The following is a 20,201-nucleotide window of genomic DNA, read 5'->3' as shown; positions in this document are numbered from 1 at the left end:
AGGCGCCACAAAGTTGGCTTGCAGTTCGGCCTCACTTGCGAACGGTGCACCGGATGAAGGCGATAGGCAGTCCGACACAAGCAGATCCGTTCAAAATCTACGCTGATCGCATGATCGAGATCGGGACCAACACCATCAACGTTCTACAGATGGCGTCGACTTTGCGGCTCAGGCGCAGCTGCGAAGACCCTTTTTTCGTCTGCCCCAGCTCATGGCCTCACTCAACCGACTTTAACCTCGACCCAAGACTCGTCGTTCTCGTAAATCCGCACACTCTAGCAGCCAAGAATGCGGCCAAAGAACCAATCGACGATGACCGCGGCGGTCGGATTCTCCGGTCCTTCGACATCGTTTAGAAGTCGGTGATCGACGAGTTTAGCAGCGGCCGCACCTCAGCGGCCATCTCAGCGAAGTGGCGCCAATCGTGCCCTTCGACGACGGGCGCACGCCGTGACGCACGCCAACGAAGCTCGTTTCCAATCCCGCGGCGCTCTTCGGCGGTAGCAAGGCGAGCGGTCTTCGGGAAAGCTCGATCGAAGGCATCAAGGACTCTCTCGAAACGAAGTACATCGCAGTCTCGCTGTATCGAGCGGATGAACTGCACACAGAGACGGCGCAGTGGCGTAGTGAACCACCGGAGATGAACAACGGACGTGTAGGAGGAAACATGGGCGCGGTGAAGAACGTTATCGTCGTGGGCGGTGGTATTGGCGGCTTGACAGCCGCCCATGCGCTTCGACGCATCGGCGTGTTTGTGCGAGTCATCGAAATGGGAGATAGGAGCGACCGGATCGGGACTGGCATCACCCTACTCGGGAATGCGCTGCGAGCGCTCGCCGAATTGGGATTGGTGGAAGCGTGTCTGCAAGGCGGTCACGGCTGGGACGTCGTATCGATACGCGACGCCGCCGGAAGCCCGCTGCATCAGCAGTTCTCGCCAAGAATTTGGGACCCGGATCGTCCAGCCGCGCTAGGGATCATGCGGCCGCGCCTCGGGCAGATCCTGGAGGAGGCCGCCAGGACGAGCGGCGCCGAGATCGCCTTCAATACGACTGTCACTCGGATTGATCAGGACGCTGAGGGCGTGACGGTGCAGCTCTCGCACGGCGAGACAGATCGCGCAGACTTGTTGATCGCGGCCGATGGCGTTTATTCCAAGACGCGCCAGCAAATCTTCGGCGAAGAGTTCAAGCCGCACTACGCCGGCCAAGGAGTGTGGCGTTACACTGTTTCTCGGACCGAAGCTATGAACGGCTTCATCCTCTATCGCCATCCGATGGGGAGAGTGGTTGGCGCGCTGCCGCTGTCGAAGGAGCTGTGTTACCTGTTCTTCCTGGAAACCACGGATGAAACGCTTCGTGTCGCTCAAGATCAGGTTTGCGATTATGTTCGAAACCTGCTCGCCCCATTTACGGCGCCCGAACTGATCCAAGCGGCCGACTTGGTCGGCGAGGGCAATCATATAAGCTACCGCCCGTTCGACGTATTGATGATGCCTGCACCATGGCACCGCGGCCGCGTCGTATTGTTGGGTGACTCGGCTCACTCGCTGACACCGCAGATGACGTCGGGCGGCGGCATGGCGATCGAGGATGCTCTGGTCCTCGCTCAGGAACTCCATCGCAGCCACGACCTGGAAACCGCGCTCGCGGGGTATTGCGTTCGGCGTGAGGAGAGGGTCAAGCGCATATACGACATCGGATACGCCATTTGTAACGAAGAGCGCAATCCGATGCATAGCCGAGAATATCAGATAGGTCTTCTTCGTGAAGGCTACGCATTCCTGTCTGCGCCTGTCTGAATCGAAAACGGCCGCCGAAGTCAATTGGAGAACAACCAAGATTATGAAAAAATAGTTCCGAGTAGGCGCCGTGTTCCGGGCAAACGTGCTTCTGCCCGCTCGCTCCAGAGGCAGCATCTATTTCGGCCGGCAACTACCGATTAAATGATTCAATATCACAGAGATTGAGAAGAGGACTGTGCGGCACAGCTCGCGCCGACGACGCCGCGCTTCTGACCTGAAGTGAAGACGCGGCGGGGATTTCGCGCGTCGTGGCCGCCGGTAGTCGTTGTCGACATAGACCCGCTCGATCGCGCAGCCGGCGCGTGTCTCTGTGCGGTCAATAACGTCCCGCTGTCCGACGACGTCAGATAATTTGAGACTGATCAGGCGTTTCGAGAAGGGAGGCTCTGGCTCATCGAGGGGTTAGCAGGCTGTTGAAGAAGCCGGTAGCGAAGCGTTTCGTAGAGCTATGGCGGAATCTGGGTGATGACGGTGTGAGGAAGGCGGCGTATCGAGGCGGGTGACGAGCCTGCCAGAACCTCTTGAGGAGAGCGATACGCCATGACCGAGACTACCAATGTTCTTGCTTTCCGTCAGCCGTCCGCGGTTGATGTGTCAGTAGCTCGTGATCTGTCGCCTGTTTGTAGCTCGTGAAGTGTCGTGTTTTCGGTGCTCCGGAACAAGGGGGCACGATGGGCGCGGCATCCATTCACGAGGGTGTACGACGGATGCGGTTTTCAGATTTGCTGGATCGGACGGAGGCGAAGGAACTGACGCAGGAGGCAGCATCGGAGGTTCTTGGGATCAGTGTTCGGACGTTTCAACGCTGGGCGGAGCGCTATGAGGCGGAGGGCGACGAAGCTGCGTGTCGTCGAGGCGGGAACAACGCCACTATGCCATGCTGGAACAATCCGCCATGGCGGCATAACTTAAACCAATTGATCGGAACTTCTCCGTGTACGGCGTGCGCAAGGTCTGGCGACAGCTCAAGCGCGAAGGCATTGACGTTGCCCGTTGCACGGTGTCGCGCTTGATGCGGGACTGCATCAATGGGATCAGCGTACGTGCACTGATGCGCGGCAAATCGACGGCGTTCGGGCAGAAGTAATCGCCTCGGCAAGATCCGTCGACGCGACCGAACCGCCCTGGGTCTGCCGTCCGGCAGCGCGACAACGACGTAGGCGGGTACTCTGACGTGTTCGGCGATCCCACCTACGCCTACGCCGTCCTCGACCGCCTGGTCCACAACGCCCACCGGATCGATCTCAATGGCGAGAGCCTGCGGCGAACCCGCAAACCCGATCGAAAGGCCTGAGCCAGTGACGCTGTGGACATGCCGCTGCGCTTGGACAACGCAAAGAGCGTTGCCCACATGCCCATCTGTGGACGCCCCCAGGGATGCAAGAAGAATCTTTCGTCAAGCGCTGCGCTGTAGTCGGGTGCTGACATCTGTCCGCCCTTTAATGCGACCGTCATTTGTCGCGGGCCCGTATGGGAGTTCGCGGATCAGGTCCAAATCACAGCGGCGTGCTTGGATAGCACTTGGGCATGTACTGGTTTTCCCAATCCCGTCTCTCCACTGTTGCGCCATATCTTCCGTTTGACCTTCCTACATCTCGACGACCTCTGACCGGACGGCTATGCCGCCACAGCCGGAGCTTTATAGGCCCCACCGTTGGCCATCAAAGCCCAGACGACGCGGGCCATCTTGTTGGCAAGGGCGGTGGCTACCAGCATAGGTGGCTTGCGGGCAATCATGCGCCCGAGCCACGATGACGGTGAAGCGCCTCGCCGCCGTGCCTGCTGCACGACCGCAGTTGCGCCCATGATAAGTAACCGTCGCAACGTTCGCTCCCCCATTTTCGACGTCGCACCCAGTTTCTGTTTGCCGCCCGTGGAGCGCTGCAACGGGGTCAACCCCAGCCATGCGGCGAAGTCGCGTCCGCACCGGAAGCTTCCGGCAGCAGGCGCAAGGGCAAGCAAAGCCGTCGCCGTCATTGGTCCCACGCCTGGGATTGTCATCAAACGGCGGGCATTTTTTCTTTTCGGGCGCGACGGGTGATCTCGCTGTCGAGTTTCTTGATCTGCATTTCCAGCGCCACCATCGTCTTGATCAATATCTCGAGTACGAATCGTGCCGCTTCGGGCACGTCGGTTTTTGGATCCATTGCGCGCTCGACAAGCTCTGCGACATAGGCCGTGCCCTTTGCCATAATCACCCCGTATTCGGCGAGATGACCACGCAAAGCATTGATCGTCTGGGTCCGCTGCCGGATCAGCAGGTCGCGGGTCCGAAACACCACCGCGCTCGCTTGCTGCTCTTCGCTCTTGACGGGAACGAAACGCATGGTCGGCCTCTGCGCCGCTTCACAGATCGCCTCTGCATCGGCCATGTCGTTCTTCTACCGCTTCACGAAGGGCTTCACGTAAGCCGGTGGGATCAGCCGCACTTCATGGCCGAGCTTGCCAATCTCACGAGCCCAGTAATGCGCGCCCGAGCAGGCTTCCATCGCCACGAGGCAAGCCGGCTGCTCGGCAAAGAGTGCCAGCAGCTTATTCCAGCGCAGCTGTTTGCGAAAAAAGACCTTGCCGGCGGCATCGGCTCCATGGGCCTGAAAGACATACTTCGCTAAATCTAGTCCAATCGTGCTAACTTCGTTCACGGACGCTTCCTCTCTCGTGATGGCTGTTCAACACCCTTCACTTTGGCACATCGATGCCGTCGAGGGGGCGTCCACCCCATCACAGCAACAGAAGCAGAAGAAGTTCAAGCCGCGATTCCAGGTTGACCACGCAGCTCGCCAAATGCCAGAGAAGCTACCGCCAGAACGCCTCGTCACCGGGCGAGATCGAATTGGAAAGGTGGGCGACATCGTCTCGGAATCCCCGAGCGACTTCATATCGGTACACCCGGATATCGGTACACCCGGGCGACTTCGTCGGAATCCGCATCCTTGCCGGCGCCTACTCAAACGAATAGGTGCCGGCCTTGGATTTGCTGTGTCAGGTTGGGGAACGCAGCGTGCCAGTCTGTGGCTTGCCGCGTTCCCGGAGTGGCGCGCTTCGTTCAATGCTGGAGTTGTGGAGTGCGCGGCGCCGCCGCGTTCGGTTAGTGTGTCACATGGCTACGGAATTGCAGAGGCTCGTTAGCTCATAGGTGCATAGGTGTCGCCTCCCGGAGCGCAGCAAGATGGATGGTTGGATAGTAACAGTCGCTTTTTTCAAGGAGGGCGACGACGGTGAGTACAGGCACATAACTTATGCGGTCGCGATCGCAGACCCGGCGGAAGCCGTGAAAATGATTATAAAGGACAGTGGCGCCAAGGCCGCAATGCTCAACTGCCCGATCGAAGAGGGGAAGTTGCAAATGTTGGGCGTGAAGCCCGGTGAGTTTATAGTTGTAAGCGATGAAGAGGTTGGTCCAATCATCTCACGTCCCAAGCGCCATTAGTTCGGCGTCGGATCTCGCTCAACCGCGTCGGGTCAACGACATATATGTCCGCAAGCCGCTCGAGCAGTTAGTTGGCACGCTCTGATAGTGTACAGCTTTTCTCTCTGGCACGCGGGTTGCTGAGCCATGCATGGCTTGGTCGCTTATCGAATGACCCTCGTGAGTGCTAAGCTGGTTGTCGGCGTGCGGGCGGCCAATCACAGGCGCCCGCACGCATTTCTATGTTCAGCCGCAGGCGTCGGTCACACGGGGCAATAGACGCTTTCGTTCTATGCAAACCTGCTTTTCAATGACCCGATTGCTGGTGATGAGCGAAAACTCCGAAGGATGGACGCGCGAGCAGGACGAGCTCTTCTGGCATTTGGTAGGGAAGCAAACTCCGGAGGAAGTCATCGCGGAGGCCCTGAACAAAACTTGTCAGGATCTCAGACGGCGCGGTTACCTGCTGGGCCTGCCACCGAAATGGTTCAAGTCCGCAAAGCGAGTGACTGATGATCTCGAGCGGGAGGGCGGCGGGTCACGTCTAGCGGAGAGATTACCAATTGCCGACCGACCTGTTGCTCCGATCCAGTTTTCGCGTGCCAATGATGCAATGACCGTCGGGTCTCGCGTGATAGTAGCGCGCTGGGCTGGTTCAAAATTGAAGCGACGGCGCGGCCTCATCGTTGGTCTTGGCACGACTAGGACAAGGGTGCGCGTCCTGTTGGACGGCAACATGCGCCCGATGACACTGCACGTGTGCCTCTTGGAGGTGGAGGAGGCGCAAGGCTCGCGGAAAGTACAAAACAGCCCAACGCCGCCCGCTAAAAATACCCGCGGACGGCGTTGGTTCTAGCCCCAGGAGGAATGGCAAAATCCTGGCCCCACAGGTATGGAGTAGGGGGCACGTCTTCGCTATCCGGGTGAGTCCGGTACTCCGAATGCGTCTCTGCGACGGTTAACGGCCGCTCAGGAGGCGTGGTTCGCAAGCACAAACTTTATTCGTTCAGCCTCTTCCTTCGACAGTTTCTCGGCCCAGGTGCCGTTCCTTAAAAGAGCCGGCCCCTTGCGTTCTCGACCGTAAACCATCCAGCCGACGGTGCCCTGACGAACGATGAACCTTTGTGCAGCCAATTCCAAGACGGCCTCCAATTGCACCTAGAAAAGAAGCTTCGGCACGGGCTAAAAGCTCCTCGGCTGAGGCGCCGGGCTGCGGTGAACCAGAAACCAAACCAAGACTCGATCATGATGTGTGCAAAGATGTAGAGCAGCATCACGCACCAAAAGTTCGTTCGGGCTTTGAGGTGCACAAACACGCTTGAGGAAACGGCAGTTGCCACCCCCCAGCCCCTAAGAAACTCTCACGTTCTAAAATAGCAATCAAACTACTGCCGCAATCAACGGCTGTCTATCGTAAAGGAGCAACTTCACTCCGTAACTTTCCGGGGAAGGGCAGGTCGCTCGGGCAGTGATGCACCAAAGCAGATGAGGCCAACAATTAGCAGCGCGCCAGCGCATGCCTCTAAGACATTTGATCTATGCCGACGTGTGTACAAGGCGAGAGCTGATCCCAAAATCGTACTGAGGATACCTAGTTCGCCTATCATTTTCGATCCAAATTGCTGAACCTGATAAGTGGCTTTATCGGTGTGACTCTGGTAGCCCAACGTAGTGGGGACGCCGTGGCACAATGCCCAAGGTCGGTTCTCGCGATCTCCAGCGCGCACCTTTCGACGTGCGCTCACGCGCTTTAACCCCCGTTGAAGATGGCAATGATATCCTCTTTTGAAAACCGGCCCGCGCTGAGCTTTGTGCGCATCGGCAAATAAGCCTTCAGCATCTTCCGATATCGCGGTAGGGATGTCTGCGTATGCGAGCTGTTCGAGGCGCCCGGAACATCCTTGAAGCGATGCAGATCCTGGACGAGGTAATTCGCAACTCCGTAATGAGGGTCATGATTGCTGTCAAAGCCCGGGAAATGTCGAGCCCATGCGCGGTGTACCCAAGATCGTCACGCACCTGCTTTCGCTCTGATTGGTCTAACCGCTGAAACTGGTACATGGTCGAGCTGAACATTTCCAGGATCTCAACCGTTTCCGTGACGACTGGATTGGGCTTCTCTGATCGCTCAAAAGCGATGCCACTGAATTGCCAATCGAAGCCCATAGTTGATCGGCATAGATTGTGTGCGCGACAAAGTCTGGATCAACTTCAGGTTTGCCTTGCAGGCGTTTCGAGATATCCGCGAGCATTAGGGCGATTAGCTTTTCACCATCGGTCATCTTCATGGAAACAGGTCTCCGCGCCGGAATGATCGCGGAGACTACCGAATCCTGTTTGCGCCAAAAGCGCCCAAGAATGGTGGTTGTAACCACCCTGTCACTTTAGACAGTACGTCCTGACCTGAGATAGGCGCATGATCGCCGCTAACGGACAAGGGCCATTGCTATGCGGCGCTATTATTTCCCGATCATTCACAACGGGCATCTACACCCAGACGAGGAGGGTGAAATGTTCGGCTCGGCAGATCTCGCGGAGCAATACGGTGCCCGTGTTGCTCGAGATATCGGAAGCGATCCCGAGTACGATCACGCCAGCGGCACGGTCGTAAGGGTGGTTGATGGCGAAGGCGCGAACATCGCGCGGTATGGGGTTTGTGGGGTGTGGGCACATCACCAAAGCTTAGCGATATTCCTTGGTAACGCTGCGGGAGTTACCGTCCTTGTCTTGATGGGTATCGGTGAAGATGACGGCAGACGGGCCTCCTGAGAGGAGATCCGGATTGACGCGCCCGCAACCAGTGTGCCACTGCAGAGGTAGCTATCGTATTCCTGCCCAGGCTTGTCGACGCCAGTAATAGGTGGCTTCTGCCCGTACACCTTCACTAAATGGCCGGCGACACCGATATTGAAACGGTGAATTTCCTGCCGCCCGCTCCATAAGCTATTGCGAGCGTTTCGCCAGAGCCCGCCCCCTCGATGACAAAGGTCCTGTCGGTCATCGGCCTGATTTTGGCGATTGTTTCGCCGGCAGCTACTTTGATTTCACTGATAGACTGGTCGGACGATACAACCTTGGTCTGCCCCGGGACGAGTTCTATCGTGTCGTCGGAGGTAACCTCAACTGGCGGCTGAGCAAGCGCGGCTTCGCACAGCAGCATGAATACTGAAAGCAAAGCAAATCGTTTCATTGAAAGCCACTCCCTGAAATGTGGAGAGGGTATGCCGCAACCAGTGACCGAGCAAGACGGTTGTATTCCCGTAGTTTCCCGACCTTGGGGCGATCCCGCAGACCTCCCTGTTGATCGCGGGTGGCGCGGGAGGGGGTATTGGCTTCAGGGGTCGTCCGTGAAGAACGCAAATCGGCCCGAGAGATAGGCAGAAGTTGTCTCGGTAAAGTATTCGATTTTGCAGGAAAGCCGGGTGTTGGGCTGCGCTTTCTTGCGTTTTGGGATTTTGCTTTCGAGCGATTCGTGACTGACGGTGCGTCGTCTGCATTGGGGAAGGCGATGAGCAAACGGCGGGATGATCGCCAGAAAGACCTGTTGCTTCCTGCGCTCGATCAAATCATCGACATGGGCCAACCCGCTGGTGCGGCGGCAACGCTGATCGACTGGAAGTTTCTGGATAACCGCTTTTGGTTCGGTGTGCCAAACCGGTCCGGAGCAGCCTGGCCTACCGACGCGGCTTTCGGCGGCCTGTTCATTCTGAAGCACATGGACAATCTCTCGGATGAGGTGCTGTGCGCCCGCTGGATCGAGAACCCCTCACATGGGGAATTGGGTGTCAAGACAAGATGCACCTTTTTGTTTGACTGGAGCCACCTTTTCGTCCCGACCACATGCGCTCTTGGATGGCGCGCGCAGATCAAGTCAAGGCCGGCCCGAAGGGACGCCGCGAAGCGGCTTGGCCTTGACTTGATCGAGCACGCCATCAAGCTTTTATGGTTGGGTGTAAGCGGACTGCTTCTCTCCTCGCGAAGCGCAAAGTCAAATCGATCGGTTTCCAAGTTCCAAAGCCCGACTGCATGACGCGGCTCGACTGCCGAGCCTGGTCCACCTCACATTCGGTCGCCGCTCATGACGGCCGCACCAATATCCCGCTTGCGGCGGGCAGGGCTCAGGATGACGAGACCATTCTATTAAATCGGCATTTCGCCATGGGGTTCTTCGGCTCGTCGACCTGGGCCACCAGGGTTTGATGAACCCTGGTGGCTTTAGCGATAGCTTGAGCGGATTAGGCGCTCTTCATGATTGCTCCCTCGATGAGGACGCCGGATGTCGCGTACTTCCAGAGCGCGACAAGCAACTTGAGCGCCAGTGCCACGATGGTCGATTTCTTCAGCCGACCGCTATTGCGCTGGACGCGTTCATTGAACCAGTGGGTCAGCACTGATTTGGGTTGATGCCGCAGCCACAGCCATGCCATCTGGATCAACGTCGCTCGCAATCTCGGATTGCCTGCTTTCGAGACGCCTTGCTCTCGATCGATGGACCCGCTCTGCCAGGGCGTCGGCGCCAGCCCAGCATAAGCGGCAACCTGGCGACGGTTGTCAAAATGTCGGAACAGTCCCTCCGACCATAGGATGGCGGCACACTCGGTGCCGATCCCCTTTAACTGAAGCAGCATCGTGACTGGCGAAGGTGTTGTTGCCGCGGCGGCTTGTACTGCGATGAGCGTGTCGCGTTCGGCCTCGACCGCCTTGATCTGTTCGAGCAGAAGTTCAAGTCGATCCAACTCACGGCGTATCTGGGCTTGCATATGTGCAGGTAGCGCACGGCCATCACCGGTTCGCAGTTCAGCAAGCCGCTCTCGCCGATCCTGGCGTAGCGGCCCGTAATTCGTAATCCCTTGTGCGAACAAGAGGCCCTTGATGCGATTGACATGAGCGACGCGCTCAACGATCAGCGCCTTCCGCTCGCGGCAAATCCGCCGCCGATCCTCTTCCTCTGGAGACGGAGGGCGCGCCATGGCACACACGCGCGGCTCGCCCCGTTTATAAGCCATCAGCGTTCGCAGCAATGCCTCACCGTCAATCCGATCCGTCTTAGCTCGCCCACTTCGGCGTGGCGCCGCAATTGAGGCTGGGTCCACGACGTGGCTTTCGATTCCTTCCTTCTCAAGGACCCGATGAATCCAGAAGCCGTCAAGACCGGCCTCCTGAATGGTGATCATCGGACAGGTGTGCCCGGTCTTGATACGGCTTTTCTCGCCAAGCTTCGAAAATAGTGCGAACAGTCCGGGTACGTCCCCGGCAAGGACAGAATGCTTCGACATCTTCTCACTGCTCCCCGGCGACAACGATGTGATCAACCAGGTTGAGCGACTGAGTTCCAATGACACAAAAATCGCACCAAGATTGGTGCGGATAACGGTCGGCTGTGAGGATTGTGCGGCTGTATGCATGGTCACCTTCCGGATGATTATTTGGGCAACCACATTCTGCAAAAATGCCGGCTGCCATCCACCCATGGGATCTATTACCGTGTGCCACGAACACCGGTGGCGACGCCGGTGATGCTGTGTTGAAGATGGGAGTTTGGCCTCCCGGAGTCGGCCTGCAGGGGCGGGCTTCAAACCACCTCATGCTGCCGCGTTCAAAAGGCGCGGTGGTGAGCGATGAGAAAAAAGGCGGTGAATGAAACCGTCAGGTAAGTGACAAGAAGATGAGTGCAAGTGAACCGCCGATGACGTATCGAAATGGGTTCAAGACGCTGTCCAAACGGGCGTGGGGTAGTAGCGCTCGGAGGAGTGTGGGCGGAGCCTGTTTACGGCCCACGCGGCAGCCGGTGCATAGGCGGCATGATCTCGTCACAGGCTTCAACACGGAACGTGGGAACCTGACGCAATGCGTCAGGGGCGGAGCAACCCGTAATAGTGACGAAGCGGCTGTAATGGCCGTGGAGCAAAGGGGTTGCGTTATCCTGCCGGCGTCACTGAGCCAACCGGGAATACCGGGAGGAGCACGGTGAACTTCGGCAAACCATTGCCCACCACCAAGCGGATGGTGTGGGAGGCTTCTAAGCTTGTGAAGAAGAAGGGAAAGGCGGCGGGCGTCGATGGCCAGAGTCTAGAGGACTTTAGCCGGCGATCTTGAGAACCACCTCTACCGGCTGTGGAATCGGTTGGCGTCAGGAAGTTACTTCCCGCCACCAGTGCGGCGGGTCGAGATTCCTAAGACCGGCGGTGGGGTTTGTCCTCTTGGCATACCGACGGTCGCGGACCGTATCGCCCATATGGTGGTCAAACGGTGTCTGGAGCCGGAGTTGGATGGAGAATTTGATCCGGACTCCTACGGCTACAGGCCCGGAAAGTCGGCCCATCAGGCCATAGAGCAGGTGCGTAAGCGGTGCTGGCAGCACGACTGGGTCGTAGATCTCGACATCAAGAGCTTTTTGGACGTGGCTTCATAATACCCCCTGGTTCATGCAGGTTGGTCAAAAAGGCTGGATTGCGGGGCTAAGACCTTGATGCGGAGGCCTTTTTGCTTCCCGCGTACAACGTGCACGGCTTCGAGTTCGCCGCGCTTGACTCGCTGCAAGACGGTTTGGCGCGACACCCCGAGCGCCCGCATCGCCTCGCGCATCGGCAGAAAGTCGTCGGCCGTTTCGCCGTTGAAGTGCGCCTTGAGTTCATCGGTCAGCCGAATGCGCCAGGGAGCGCCTTAGCGCACGGTCTTTGGCCCCATCGGCGCATCGTGGACAAGGGTGCGCTTACGCCACTTGGCGACCGTCTTTTGGTTGAGCCCGTGCTGGGCGGCTAGCTCTTTGAGCGGAGCCTTCGATCGCTGTATTGCCGCTCGGATCGCGTGCGTGGTCGTGGCGCTGCCATGGAGTATCTGGCCCATAGGTCCTCCCGGAATGAAGGACCAGTTTGACTGATTCCCGTGTCATGCCATGATCTCCACAGTGCTTCGCCGTGAGACCCACGGCACGACAGAAGAGAAGCGCGGGTGTTTGGCGGAACTGCCCGCGCTAGCAGGCTTGACGGCTCGCAGGGGGGCGCGAATGCATAAGTAGCCAAGCCCGTGTACGTCTCTGAGCAACTCGCGTGCCAGACGATCATGATGCCACGCGCTCGGCTGATCATCGCGCCGTCAGAAAAAGCGCACGGACGGCGGGGGCCGCCGCCGACCGTGCGAGTTGCGATGCGAGGCTTGGCCTTCACGAGGTCAGTCAGTAAGAGACCAAGCCATGCATGGCTCAGCAACCCGCGTGCCAAAAGATCAGAAAGAGGAGGGGAAGCAAATTGCGCGCTATCACAGCAGGCCAGCTAACTACTCGTGCGGCTTCCGAACGCGCATGTCGTCAACCTGACCCGGTTGAACGGGATCGGACGTGTACGGCTAATGACGCCGCCGTACGCCGCTGAAAGCGAGGTCCCGCCGCGCGCCAGTCATTTCGGGAACCTCTTTCCTTTCCTCCGCGCCGCAGGTTGGGCTAGGATCGCAATCTCAGGGCGGACGGGTGACGAGGGAAATGCTGATCAGCGTTGAAGGGCGGCCGGCGATGCTGTCACGGCTCAAACGCATCGAGGAATGGCGCTGGACGCGTCTCCAGCGGTTGCTCGCTGATCCTGCCCGAGACGATGAGAGAGCAATTCGGGCCGCACGCCACTTTCGCGAAGTTGGGGCGCGTCGCGTGGCCGTTGAGCGCGGGGTCATCTAAGCCCTCATCGTGGCGCGCGTCCCGGATCGTCAACCCGAGCCTTTCGGTTTACGTGTCGGGCTTGGGTAATGCGCCGAGCCTTTAAGTGCATTTCGCTGCGCCCGGGCAAAGGTTCGGTCCAATAGCGGTCTCGCCGCGTCTCCGAAAAGAGCAATCGCCCGCTTCCGGAACGTCTTGAATGCTGTAAACGGTTCTTCCTTTTTGAGGCAGTCCGAGGCCGGTTTTTGAAGTCCCCGTTCGAGGTCATCCGTTTTGGCTCGAGAAAACGGCCGCAAAGGCTCGACCGGCGCCGCCATCACGGCTGCCGTCGAATTCACTGTCAATTGGCAGGAGCGGTAGGAATCGAACCCACGTAACCGGTGTTGGAAGCCGGTGCCTTACCACTAGACGATACTCCCGTATTTGGTCCCGGGGCCAGATTCGAACTGGCGATCACCGGTCCACAGCCGATCGCTTTGGGCCTCTAAGCTACCGCAGGGGAAAATGGAAACTGCAATCGAGCCAGCCGCATCAACTTACGACCGCTACAAGGCTGCCCGTCTTTCCGGGCTGTTCTCAGCGCCGGCGAGCCGTTCGATTGGCGTCTCGACCACTCGCGGATATCGCCTCGAGGAGCGGCTGAGAACGGAGTCGCCTCCGGATCAATATGACGCGCTGATCTCGCCCGCTTCCAGACGGCACCGGAAGGACCCGACCTGTTGCTAAGTGCAAGAAGTTCGAAGCTGACGCGAAGTGGGGAGAGGCACACTGCGAGAGGAAAAGGCGGCAGTTCTGAATCAGCCGATGTCCGCTTGTTATCGAAGAGCGGCACAGCGACGGATGTTGCGCGAGGTCGCAGATGGGCCAGAGGACTAAACCGCTCGCGCGGTAGGACGCCGCGGCTGGCGGCACGGCCAAGACGATAGCGCAACGGGGCGTCCTGTCTTGAGATCGAGGGGTTCGACAACCTCACTCAAGACAGGAGCATCCCCATGACCGACGAGGCAATGAGCCCGTTGCGCCGGCGCATGATCGAAGACATGACGATCCGCAAGTTGGCCCCGAAGACCCAACATGACTACGTGCAAAGGGTCAAGAACTTCGCCGCATTTCTCGGGCGATCACCGGATACGGCGACCTTCGAGGACGTGCGCCGCTATCAGCTACATCTGACGGCAAGCGGCGTCGGCGCGCCGACCATCAACCAGACCGTCTCGACGCTGCGGTTCTTCTTTCGGGTCACACTCAAGCGCCACGAGATCGTCGAGCATACTCATGTCATTCACGAGCCGCGCAAGCTGCCGGTGGTACTGAGCGTGGAGGAAGTGGCACGGCTGCTCGATGCCGCACCGGGGCTCAAATACAAGGCGGCGCTGAGCGCGGCCTACGGTGCCGGGCTGCGTGCCAACGAGGTCGTCTCGCTCAAGGTCTCCGATATCGACAGCAAGCGGATGATCATCCGCGCCGAGCAGGGCAAGGGCGGCAAGGACCGCAATGTCATGCTGTCGCCCAGCCTGCTCGCGCTGCTACGGGCCTGGTGGAAGATGGCTCGGCCGCAAGGCTGGCTGTTCCCTGGCCGTGACCCGGCCCAGCCAATGACCACACGCTAGCTCAACCGTGCCTGCCACGCCGCTGCCCAGATGGCGGAGATCAACAAGCGCGTCTCGCTGCACACCTTGCGGCACAGCTTCGCCACCCACCTGCTTGAGCAGAACATCGACGTCCGCGTCATCCAGGTGCTGCTCGGCCACGCCAAGCTCGACACCACCGCGCTCTATACCCGCGTCGCCACCAAGACGATCAGCGAGGTCATGAGCCCGCTGGAGCATATCACGCTGAAGCTCAAGGAGGTCCGACCGCCCGGCTGACGGCGCTTGTGTCGCGCCCGGCCTTGGAGGTTGCGGATATTTTCCGCAGCCATGGCGTAGCATGGCGCAAAGCCCATGCCGGCCACGTCAGCCTCGACCAGTTGAAGGTGATGTCGGCGATCGAGCGCTGCCGCACGGTGGCGCTCGGCGGCCATGTCGCGCGCTGCGCGGACTGCGCCTACACGACGATCGCCTACAACTCCTGCCTTATGGGCAAAGCTGGTAATGGGGAGCTGGCGGCAATTTGATCACGCTCCTGCACCAATCACCGCCAACCCCGCTCTCCATTATGAGGTACGCCTGAGGAGTTCGATCAGCTGGTCGGTGGGCTGGAAGACGCCGCGCCGCAGGTGGGGCGGCACGATCGCCTCCATCGCATCGAGCTTCTCGGTTGGATCGCCGTCCTCGCCTGCACGATCTAAGGCACTCGTTTGCGGTGCGCGCGCTGCAAGGCAGCCCTACCGGCCGAGGCCGGTGCGGGGCGCACATGGCGGCACTCGCGACCTACATGGGTCACGTCAACATCTATGCGACCTACTGGTATCTCGAGGCCACGCCCGACCTCTTGCGCGACGTCGCCATGGCCGGCGAAGCGTTCATGTCCGAAGGGAGGTCAGCATGACGCCGATCGCTCCCCTCATCGAGACGTTCCTGCGCGACCCCCTCGCTTGCCAGCGGGGCGCCAGCCGGCACACGAGGGACTCCTATGCCTCGAGCTTCCAGCTGCTGTTCGTGTTCGCCGCCGACCGGCTCAAGGTCAAACCTTCGGCGCTGACGCTCGAACAGATCGATGCCGGGCTCGTCAGCGCCTTCCTTGAGCATCTTGAGGACGAGCGCAAAAACGCGGCCGTGACGCGCAACGTTCGCCTGGCGGCGATCAAGTCGTTCTTCCGCTTCCTCGAGTATCGGCAGCCGGCGGCGCTCGAGCAGATCTGCCGTGTACTGGCGATCCCGTTCAAGAAAACTGACACGCGCCTGGTGCCCTACCTTCTGCGCGAAGAGCTCCAAGCCGTGCTCGACGCTCCCGATCCGGCGACACGCGATGGCATCCGCGATCGCGCAGTGCTGCACGTGGCCGTCTGCGCAGGGCTGCGCGTCTCCGAGCTGACGGACCTCAAGGTCGATGACATCGACCTGCCTTTGATGAGCATCCGCGTGCTCGGCAAGGGACGCCGGGAGCGGACGCTGCCGTTGTGGAAGCCGGCGGCCGCTGCACTGCGTGCCTGGCTGGCCATCCGCGGGCAGGTCGCGACACCCGAGGTGTTCGTCAACGCCCGTGGTGAGCCGCTGAGCCGATGGGGCTTTGCCTATCTGCTCAGGCAGCACGCCGCGACTGCGGCTCGCAAGCAGCCCGGTCTCGCCAAGAAACGCGTCTCGCCCCACGTGCTCAGGCACACCTGCGCGATGGTCGTTCTGCAAGCGACCGGGGACATCCGGAAGGTGTCGCTGTGGCTGGGCCACGCTACGCTGACGACCACCGAAGTCTACACGCGCGGCGAGCCGACGTCGATCTGATGCCAGCCTTGTCGACCAGCCTGTCGAAGGTCTCCTTGACGGCAATGTAGCGTAGCTGCCGACCGCGCTTGTCGATGAAGACCGGATCATCGTCTGAGCCGGGCCCGCGATCGCTGCAAGCCGGCGGCCGCCGTGTCGTGCAGCGGCACCAGTCGCGTCTTGCGGAACTTGGTCTCGCGGATCAGCAGACCGTCGCGGGTCACGTCCGCGATCGTCAGCTACAGGGCTTCGGAGATCCTGAGCCCGGTGGATGAGAGCAGCGCGATCAAGGTCGCTTGCGTGTGCGGGCGCAAGCCGCGCGTTGGCCGAAGCCGCAGCGCAGCTTCGACCAGCCGACTGATCTCGTCTGTCGTGTAGATGTGCGGCGTGCGACGCTTCTTGCGGGCGCCGAAGTGATTTGCCGGTGGCAGCTCGTGCCCGACGTCCTCCACCCGGACATGGCGTACGAAGCGACAGACGGCTCTGAGCCGTGCATCGCGTTGCGCGACGGATGGTCCGAGCGCGGCCCAGTCGATCGCTGTTTTTGTCTCGACGTACGTTTGTCCGCGCTCGGCCGCGAAGACGGCAAAGCTCTTCAGCAGGTACTCCGCGGTCGACATCGCGAAGCCCGTGGTGCGGCGGAGCGCGAGATAGGTCTCGATGGCGTCCAGCATCAGAGCGCCTCCGGCCAGGGCTGAGCAACCTGCTTCAGCAGCGCGACGTCGGCCTTTGCGTAATAGGCCGTCGTGTCGATGCCGCGATGCCGAAGGACGAGGCCGATCTTGTCGAGCGGCACGCCATGGCGCAGCATCTCGGTCGCCGCGGTGTGCCGCAGAGCGTGGGCCCCTTTGACCGGCGCCACGATGTCGGCCCGCTTCATGATACGCTTGACCACCGACGAGATGCCGTCGCCTCGTCGGAATGGCCGGCACGGCGCGATCGTGCGCAGGAACAAGAGATCGTTCCGGCGGGTAGACGGCCGGCATTCGAGGTAGGCGGCGATCGCATCCCCGACGTCTTGGGGGAGCAGCAGCCGGACCTCGTAGCGCGACTTGCCGCAGACCCGCAGCGATCCCGATTGCCACTCGATATCCGCGAGACGCAGTTGCGCCACGTCACCGGCCCGCAGGCCGAGGGCGCACCAATAAAAGTACGATCGCACGATCACGCCGGCGCCCACCGACGTCGCCGTCACAGGCAGCGATCAGCCGGTCGACCTGCTCGGTCGACAGATACCGGGGCATGTCGGCAAGCTGCCAATGAGCTTAGGCTGGAACGGCGCCGTCGAGACCTGCCTGGCAACGGCCTGCGACTGCGAGATACCGCAGGAAGGCCCGCAGGCTCGTCGTCATCTTCTCGATCGTGCCATTCCCGCTATTGCGTACGCCTCCGTTGACGGCCGCCTTGTTTGGCAGAAGCGAGCGCTGCAGGTCCTAGGGGTAATTCTAGGAGAAGCGCTATGACGATATCGCGGGCAGAGGTGATCACATCGGTAGAGCGGCGGCGGCGGTGGTCGCGAGATGAGAAGGAACGGCTAGTTGCAGCATCGCTCGAGCCCGGAGCCACTGTTTCCGAGGTGGCTCGCATGGCCGGCCTTCATGTGAGCCAGCTGTTCCGGTGGCGTAAAGAGCTTTGCAGGCACGGCGAGACGAGTGTGGCGCCGTTCGTGCCGGTCGAGATTGGGCCGTCTGTGCCGGCGCGGGATGTGGCCGAAGCACGATCGACGACGGCGTCGGCGCGTCGACGGAGGAGCCAAGGCATCATCGAGATTGATCTTGGTAGCGGACACCGCATCCGGGTCGATGGCGAGGTTGATGGAGACGCGCTACGTCGAGTTCTCGATGCCCTGGTGCGCCGATGATCCCGGTTCCGACAGGGGCGCGAGTGTGGCTCGCGACAGGCTACACCGATATGCGCAGAGGCTTTCCGTCGTTGGCACTCCAGGTGCAGGAGGTGCTGCACAAAGACCCGCTCAACGGTCATCTGTTCGTCTTCCGCGGTCGTCGCAGCGATCTTGTGGAGGTGATCTGGCACGATGGCCAGGGAGCATGCCTGTTTACCAAAAGGCTCGAGAAAGGCCGGTTCATCTGGCCATCGGTTGCCGGTGAATCGGTAACGATCTCGCCGGCGCAGTTGAGCTATCTGTTGTCCGGGATCGATTGGCGCAACCCACAAGAAACCCAGCGTCCGACGCGGGTCGGATAGCGTTTTGTGGTTTGAATCTGCTACCTGATCTGATTCACTGGCTTCATGATATCGAAGCCGGACGATCTTCCATCGGACCTTGCGCCTGGCGGCGCTGCAGGCCGAGCGTGAGGCGCGGCTGCGAGCCGAGGCGGTGGCTGCCAGTGTGCGGGCGGAGCTGTCGGATAACGAGGCGCTGATCGCGCATCTCGAGCTGCGGATCGAGAAGCTCAAACGCGAACTGTACGGGCAGCGCTCCGAGCGCACGGCGCGGCTGCTCGAGCAGTTGGAACTAGAGCTCGAAGACCTCGTCGCCACGGCGAGCGAGGATGAGCTTGCCGCGCAGGCTGCAGCGGCGAAGACACAGAGCGTCCGCCCCTTCACGCGCAAGCGGCCGGTGCGCAAGCCCTGGCCGGACGACATCGAACGCGAGCGCGTCGTCATTGACGCCCCGACGACCTGCGCCTGCTGCGGTGGATCGCGGCTGGCGAAGATCGGCGAGGATGTGACCAGGACGCTGGAGTAGATCCCGCGCCGCTTCAAGCTGATCGAGACGGTACGCGAGAAGTTCACCTGCCGCGATTGCGAGAAGATCAGCCAGCCGCCCGCACCGTTCCATGCCACGCCGCGCGGCTTCATTGGCCCACAATTGCTGGCGACGATCCTGTTCGACAAGTTCGGCATGCATATCCCGCTCAACCGCCAGAGCGCGCGCTTCAAGGCCGAGGGGATCGACCTGTCGTTGTCGACGCTGGCCGATCAGGTCGGCCACGGCACCTTCGCCGTCATGCCGCTCTTCCACTTGATCGAACGTCATGTGCTCGCGGCTGAGCGCCTTCATGGCGATGACACCACCATCCGTATCCTGGCGAAGGGTAAGTGCACGACCGGACGGATCTGGACTTATGTGCGGGATGATCGGCCCTTCGCCGGGCCCGCGCCGCCGGCGGCGGTCTATTACGCCTCAAGCGACCGACGAGGCGAGCATCCCCAGAAGGATCTGGCCGCCTTCGGTGGTATCCTGCAAGCCGATTGCTACAGCGGCTTCGAACCGCTGTTCGATCCGCAGAAGAAGGTGCGGCCGATCACGCCAGCGTTTTGCTTTGCCCATGCGCGGCGAGGCTTCTTCGAGCTGGCCGACATCGAGAAAAATGCCCGGGAAGGCAACAAGGGCAAACCGGTCTCTCCAATCGCGCTGGAGGCGGTCAGGCGCTTCGATGCGCTGTTCGAGATCGAGCGCGCCATCAACGGCCGCGGCGCCGACGAGCGGCGCGCCGTGCGCCAGGAAGAGAGCAAGCCGCTTCTCGAGGACATGCACGCCTGGTTGCTGCGTGAGCGCGAAACCCTCTCGCGCTCCTCTGAAGTCCTGAAGCCGATCAACTACATGCTCAGGCGCTGGGACGACTTCGCTCGCTTCCTCGACGATGGCAGGATCTGCTTGACCAACAATTGCGCCGAGCGCGCATTGAGGGGCATCGCCTTGGGACGACGGAACTGGATCTTCGCCGGCAGTCAGCGTGGCGCCGAACGTGCCGCCATCATGCTGACGATGATCACGACCTGTCGCCTCAACGAGGTCGATCCCAAGGTCTGGCTCGCCGACATCCTCGCCCGCATCGCTGATCTTCCCGCATCGCGTCCGCACGAACTGCTGCCGTGGGAATGGAAGCTCCTGCGCCAAGGCGACAAGCCCACCGGTCAGCAGGCTGCCTAACCGTCACGCAACACCGTCATAGAACTCGCCGCGCCCGCGCGCATGCGTCAATCAGGCGGTCTTCGTCGTCCTTCGTCGTATGC

Annotated in this window: 14 protein-coding genes, 1 tRNA gene and 10 pseudogenes; 16 read left to right on the top strand and 9 right to left on the bottom strand. The window is 60.5% G+C overall.

All coding sequences use genetic code 11. The features are described from left to right. Positions 1-667 precede the first annotated feature (667 nt). A complete protein-coding gene (locus ACVISU_RS17610) occupies positions 668-1,801 on the top strand; it encodes an FAD-dependent oxidoreductase (RefSeq protein WP_456707754.1) in 1,134 nt (377 codons plus the stop codon). Between the two features lie 194 nt (positions 1,802-1,995). Here ACVISU_RS17610 and ACVISU_RS17605 read toward each other — a convergent pair. Further along, positions 1,996-2,134: pseudogene (locus ACVISU_RS17605) on the bottom strand (IS5/IS1182 family transposase); the annotation flags it as partial. 341 nt (positions 2,135-2,475) lie between these two features. On the opposite strand from ACVISU_RS17605, the pseudogene ACVISU_RS17600 reads away from it, so the two are divergent. The 3 pseudogenes from ACVISU_RS17600 to ACVISU_RS17590 all read left to right on the top strand — a co-directional run. Beyond that, positions 2,476-2,658, top strand: a pseudogene (locus tag ACVISU_RS17600) (helix-turn-helix domain-containing protein); the annotation flags it as partial. 65 nt (positions 2,659-2,723) lie between these two features. Further along, positions 2,724-2,867 (top strand): annotated as a pseudogene (locus tag ACVISU_RS17595) (IS3 family transposase); the annotation flags it as partial. Positions 2,868-2,969: 102 nt separating this feature from the next. Further along, positions 2,970-3,098: pseudogene (locus tag ACVISU_RS17590) on the top strand (ATP-binding protein); the annotation flags it as partial. 323 nt (positions 3,099-3,421) lie between these two features. On the opposite strand, the pseudogene ACVISU_RS17585 reads toward ACVISU_RS17590, so the two are convergent. Beyond that, positions 3,422-4,446, bottom strand: a pseudogene (locus tag ACVISU_RS17585) (IS110 family RNA-guided transposase). A 527-nt stretch (positions 4,447-4,973) separates the two neighbouring features. Here ACVISU_RS17585 and ACVISU_RS17580 point away from each other — a divergent pair. Both ACVISU_RS17580 and ACVISU_RS17575 read left to right on the top strand, forming a co-directional pair. Further along, positions 4,974-5,234 carry a hypothetical protein gene (locus ACVISU_RS17580; protein ID WP_456707753.1) on the top strand — a complete coding sequence of 87 codons (261 nt, stop codon included), beginning with the start codon at positions 4,974-4,976 and terminating at the stop codon, positions 5,232-5,234. Between the two features lie 289 nt (positions 5,235-5,523). Further along, positions 5,524-6,069, top strand: a complete 546-nt coding sequence (locus ACVISU_RS17575; RefSeq protein WP_456707752.1) for a hypothetical protein — start codon at positions 5,524-5,526, stop codon at positions 6,067-6,069. A 113-nt stretch (positions 6,070-6,182) separates the two neighbouring features. Here the strand turns inward: ACVISU_RS17575 and ACVISU_RS17570 are convergent, their stop codons facing one another. Then, the gene (locus ACVISU_RS17570) at positions 6,183-6,353 is read right to left on the bottom strand and encodes a hypothetical protein (protein ID WP_456707751.1); all 171 of its coding nucleotides are present in this window, start codon (positions 6,351-6,353) and stop codon (positions 6,183-6,185) included. A 1,308-nt stretch (positions 6,354-7,661) separates the two neighbouring features. Here ACVISU_RS17570 and ACVISU_RS17565 point away from each other — a divergent pair. Further along, positions 7,662-7,982 (top strand): DUF6894 family protein, encoded by a 321-nt coding sequence (locus ACVISU_RS17565; RefSeq protein ID WP_456707750.1) that lies wholly within the window; start codon positions 7,662-7,664, stop codon positions 7,980-7,982. Positions 7,983-8,097: 115 nt separating this feature from the next. Here the strand turns inward: ACVISU_RS17565 and ACVISU_RS17560 are convergent, their stop codons facing one another. Then, positions 8,098-8,403, bottom strand: a complete 306-nt coding sequence (locus ACVISU_RS17560; protein WP_456707749.1) for a pilus assembly protein N-terminal domain-containing protein — start codon at positions 8,401-8,403, stop codon at positions 8,098-8,100. A 318-nt stretch (positions 8,404-8,721) separates the two neighbouring features. On the opposite strand from ACVISU_RS17560, the pseudogene ACVISU_RS17555 reads away from it, so the two are divergent. Beyond that, a pseudogene (locus ACVISU_RS17555) lies at positions 8,722-8,979 on the top strand (IS5/IS1182 family transposase); the annotation flags it as partial. Between the two features lie 469 nt (positions 8,980-9,448). On the opposite strand, the gene ACVISU_RS17550 reads toward ACVISU_RS17555, so the two are convergent. Next, positions 9,449-10,618, bottom strand: coding sequence for an IS110 family RNA-guided transposase (locus ACVISU_RS17550; RefSeq protein WP_456710846.1), 1,170 nt, complete (start codon positions 10,616-10,618; stop codon positions 9,449-9,451). A gap of 749 nt (positions 10,619-11,367) precedes the next feature. Here ACVISU_RS17550 and ACVISU_RS17545 point away from each other — a divergent pair. After that, entirely contained in the window at positions 11,368-11,625 is a 258-nt protein-coding gene (locus ACVISU_RS17545; protein ID WP_456710845.1) for a reverse transcriptase domain-containing protein, read from the top strand. A 254-nt stretch (positions 11,626-11,879) separates the two neighbouring features. Here ACVISU_RS17545 and ACVISU_RS17540 read toward each other — a convergent pair. Both ACVISU_RS17540 and ACVISU_RS17535 read right to left on the bottom strand, forming a co-directional pair. After that, positions 11,880-12,059 (bottom strand): annotated as a pseudogene (locus ACVISU_RS17540) (IS481 family transposase); the annotation flags it as partial. Positions 12,060-13,282: 1,223 nt separating this feature from the next. Then, a tRNA-His gene (locus tag ACVISU_RS17535) sits at positions 13,283-13,352 on the bottom strand. Positions 13,353-13,850: 498 nt separating this feature from the next. Between ACVISU_RS17535 and ACVISU_RS17530 the strand changes: the two are divergent. The 4 genes and pseudogenes from ACVISU_RS17530 to ACVISU_RS17515 all read left to right on the top strand — a co-directional run bounded on the left by ACVISU_RS17530 (position 13,851) and on the right by ACVISU_RS17515 (position 16,241). After that, a pseudogene (locus tag ACVISU_RS17530) lies at positions 13,851-14,726 on the top strand (tyrosine-type recombinase/integrase). A gap of 8 nt (positions 14,727-14,734) precedes the next feature. Continuing rightward, positions 14,735-14,932, top strand: a pseudogene (locus ACVISU_RS17525) (transposase zinc-binding domain-containing protein); the annotation flags it as partial. Between the two features lie 281 nt (positions 14,933-15,213). Next, the gene (locus ACVISU_RS17520; protein WP_256575959.1) at positions 15,214-15,348 is read left to right on the top strand and encodes a hypothetical protein; all 135 of its coding nucleotides are present in this window, start codon (positions 15,214-15,216) and stop codon (positions 15,346-15,348) included. Then, complete coding sequence (locus ACVISU_RS17515; protein WP_456707748.1) at positions 15,345-16,241, top strand: tyrosine-type recombinase/integrase; 897 nt, start codon at positions 15,345-15,347, stop codon at positions 16,239-16,241. Before ACVISU_RS17520 ends, ACVISU_RS17515 begins: the two co-directional genes overlap by 4 nt. A 218-nt stretch (positions 16,242-16,459) precedes the next feature. Here the strand turns inward: ACVISU_RS17515 and ACVISU_RS17510 are convergent, their stop codons facing one another. Further along, positions 16,460-16,894 (bottom strand): hypothetical protein, encoded by a 435-nt coding sequence (locus ACVISU_RS17510; protein ID WP_456707747.1) that lies wholly within the window; start codon positions 16,892-16,894, stop codon positions 16,460-16,462. Next, positions 16,894-17,415, bottom strand: a complete 522-nt coding sequence (locus tag ACVISU_RS17505; protein WP_456707746.1) for a tyrosine-type recombinase/integrase — start codon at positions 17,413-17,415, stop codon at positions 16,894-16,896. The genes ACVISU_RS17510 and ACVISU_RS17505 overlap by 1 nt, the downstream gene beginning before the upstream one ends. Before the next feature lie 264 nt (positions 17,416-17,679). Between ACVISU_RS17505 and tnpA the strand changes: the two genes are divergently transcribed. The 3 genes and pseudogenes from tnpA (at position 17,680) to tnpC (ending at position 20,118) form a co-directional block, all read left to right on the top strand. Next, on the top strand, positions 17,680-18,081 hold the full coding sequence (gene tnpA, locus ACVISU_RS17500) for an IS66-like element accessory protein TnpA (RefSeq protein WP_456707745.1): 402 nt from the start codon (positions 17,680-17,682) through the stop codon (positions 18,079-18,081). Continuing rightward, positions 18,078-18,425: an IS66 family insertion sequence element accessory protein TnpB gene (gene tnpB / locus ACVISU_RS17495; RefSeq protein ID WP_456707744.1), complete on the top strand. Its 348-nt coding sequence runs from the start codon at positions 18,078-18,080 to the stop codon at positions 18,423-18,425. The genes tnpA and tnpB overlap by 4 nt, the downstream gene beginning before the upstream one ends. 45 nt (positions 18,426-18,470) lie before the next feature. Further along, positions 18,471-20,118 (top strand): annotated as a pseudogene (tnpC, locus tag ACVISU_RS17490) (IS66 family transposase). Positions 20,119-20,201 lie beyond the last annotated feature (83 nt).

The sequence above is a fragment of the Bradyrhizobium sp. USDA 4452 genome (assembly GCF_054063575.1).
This window is presented reverse-complemented; position numbering and strand designations above follow the sequence as displayed.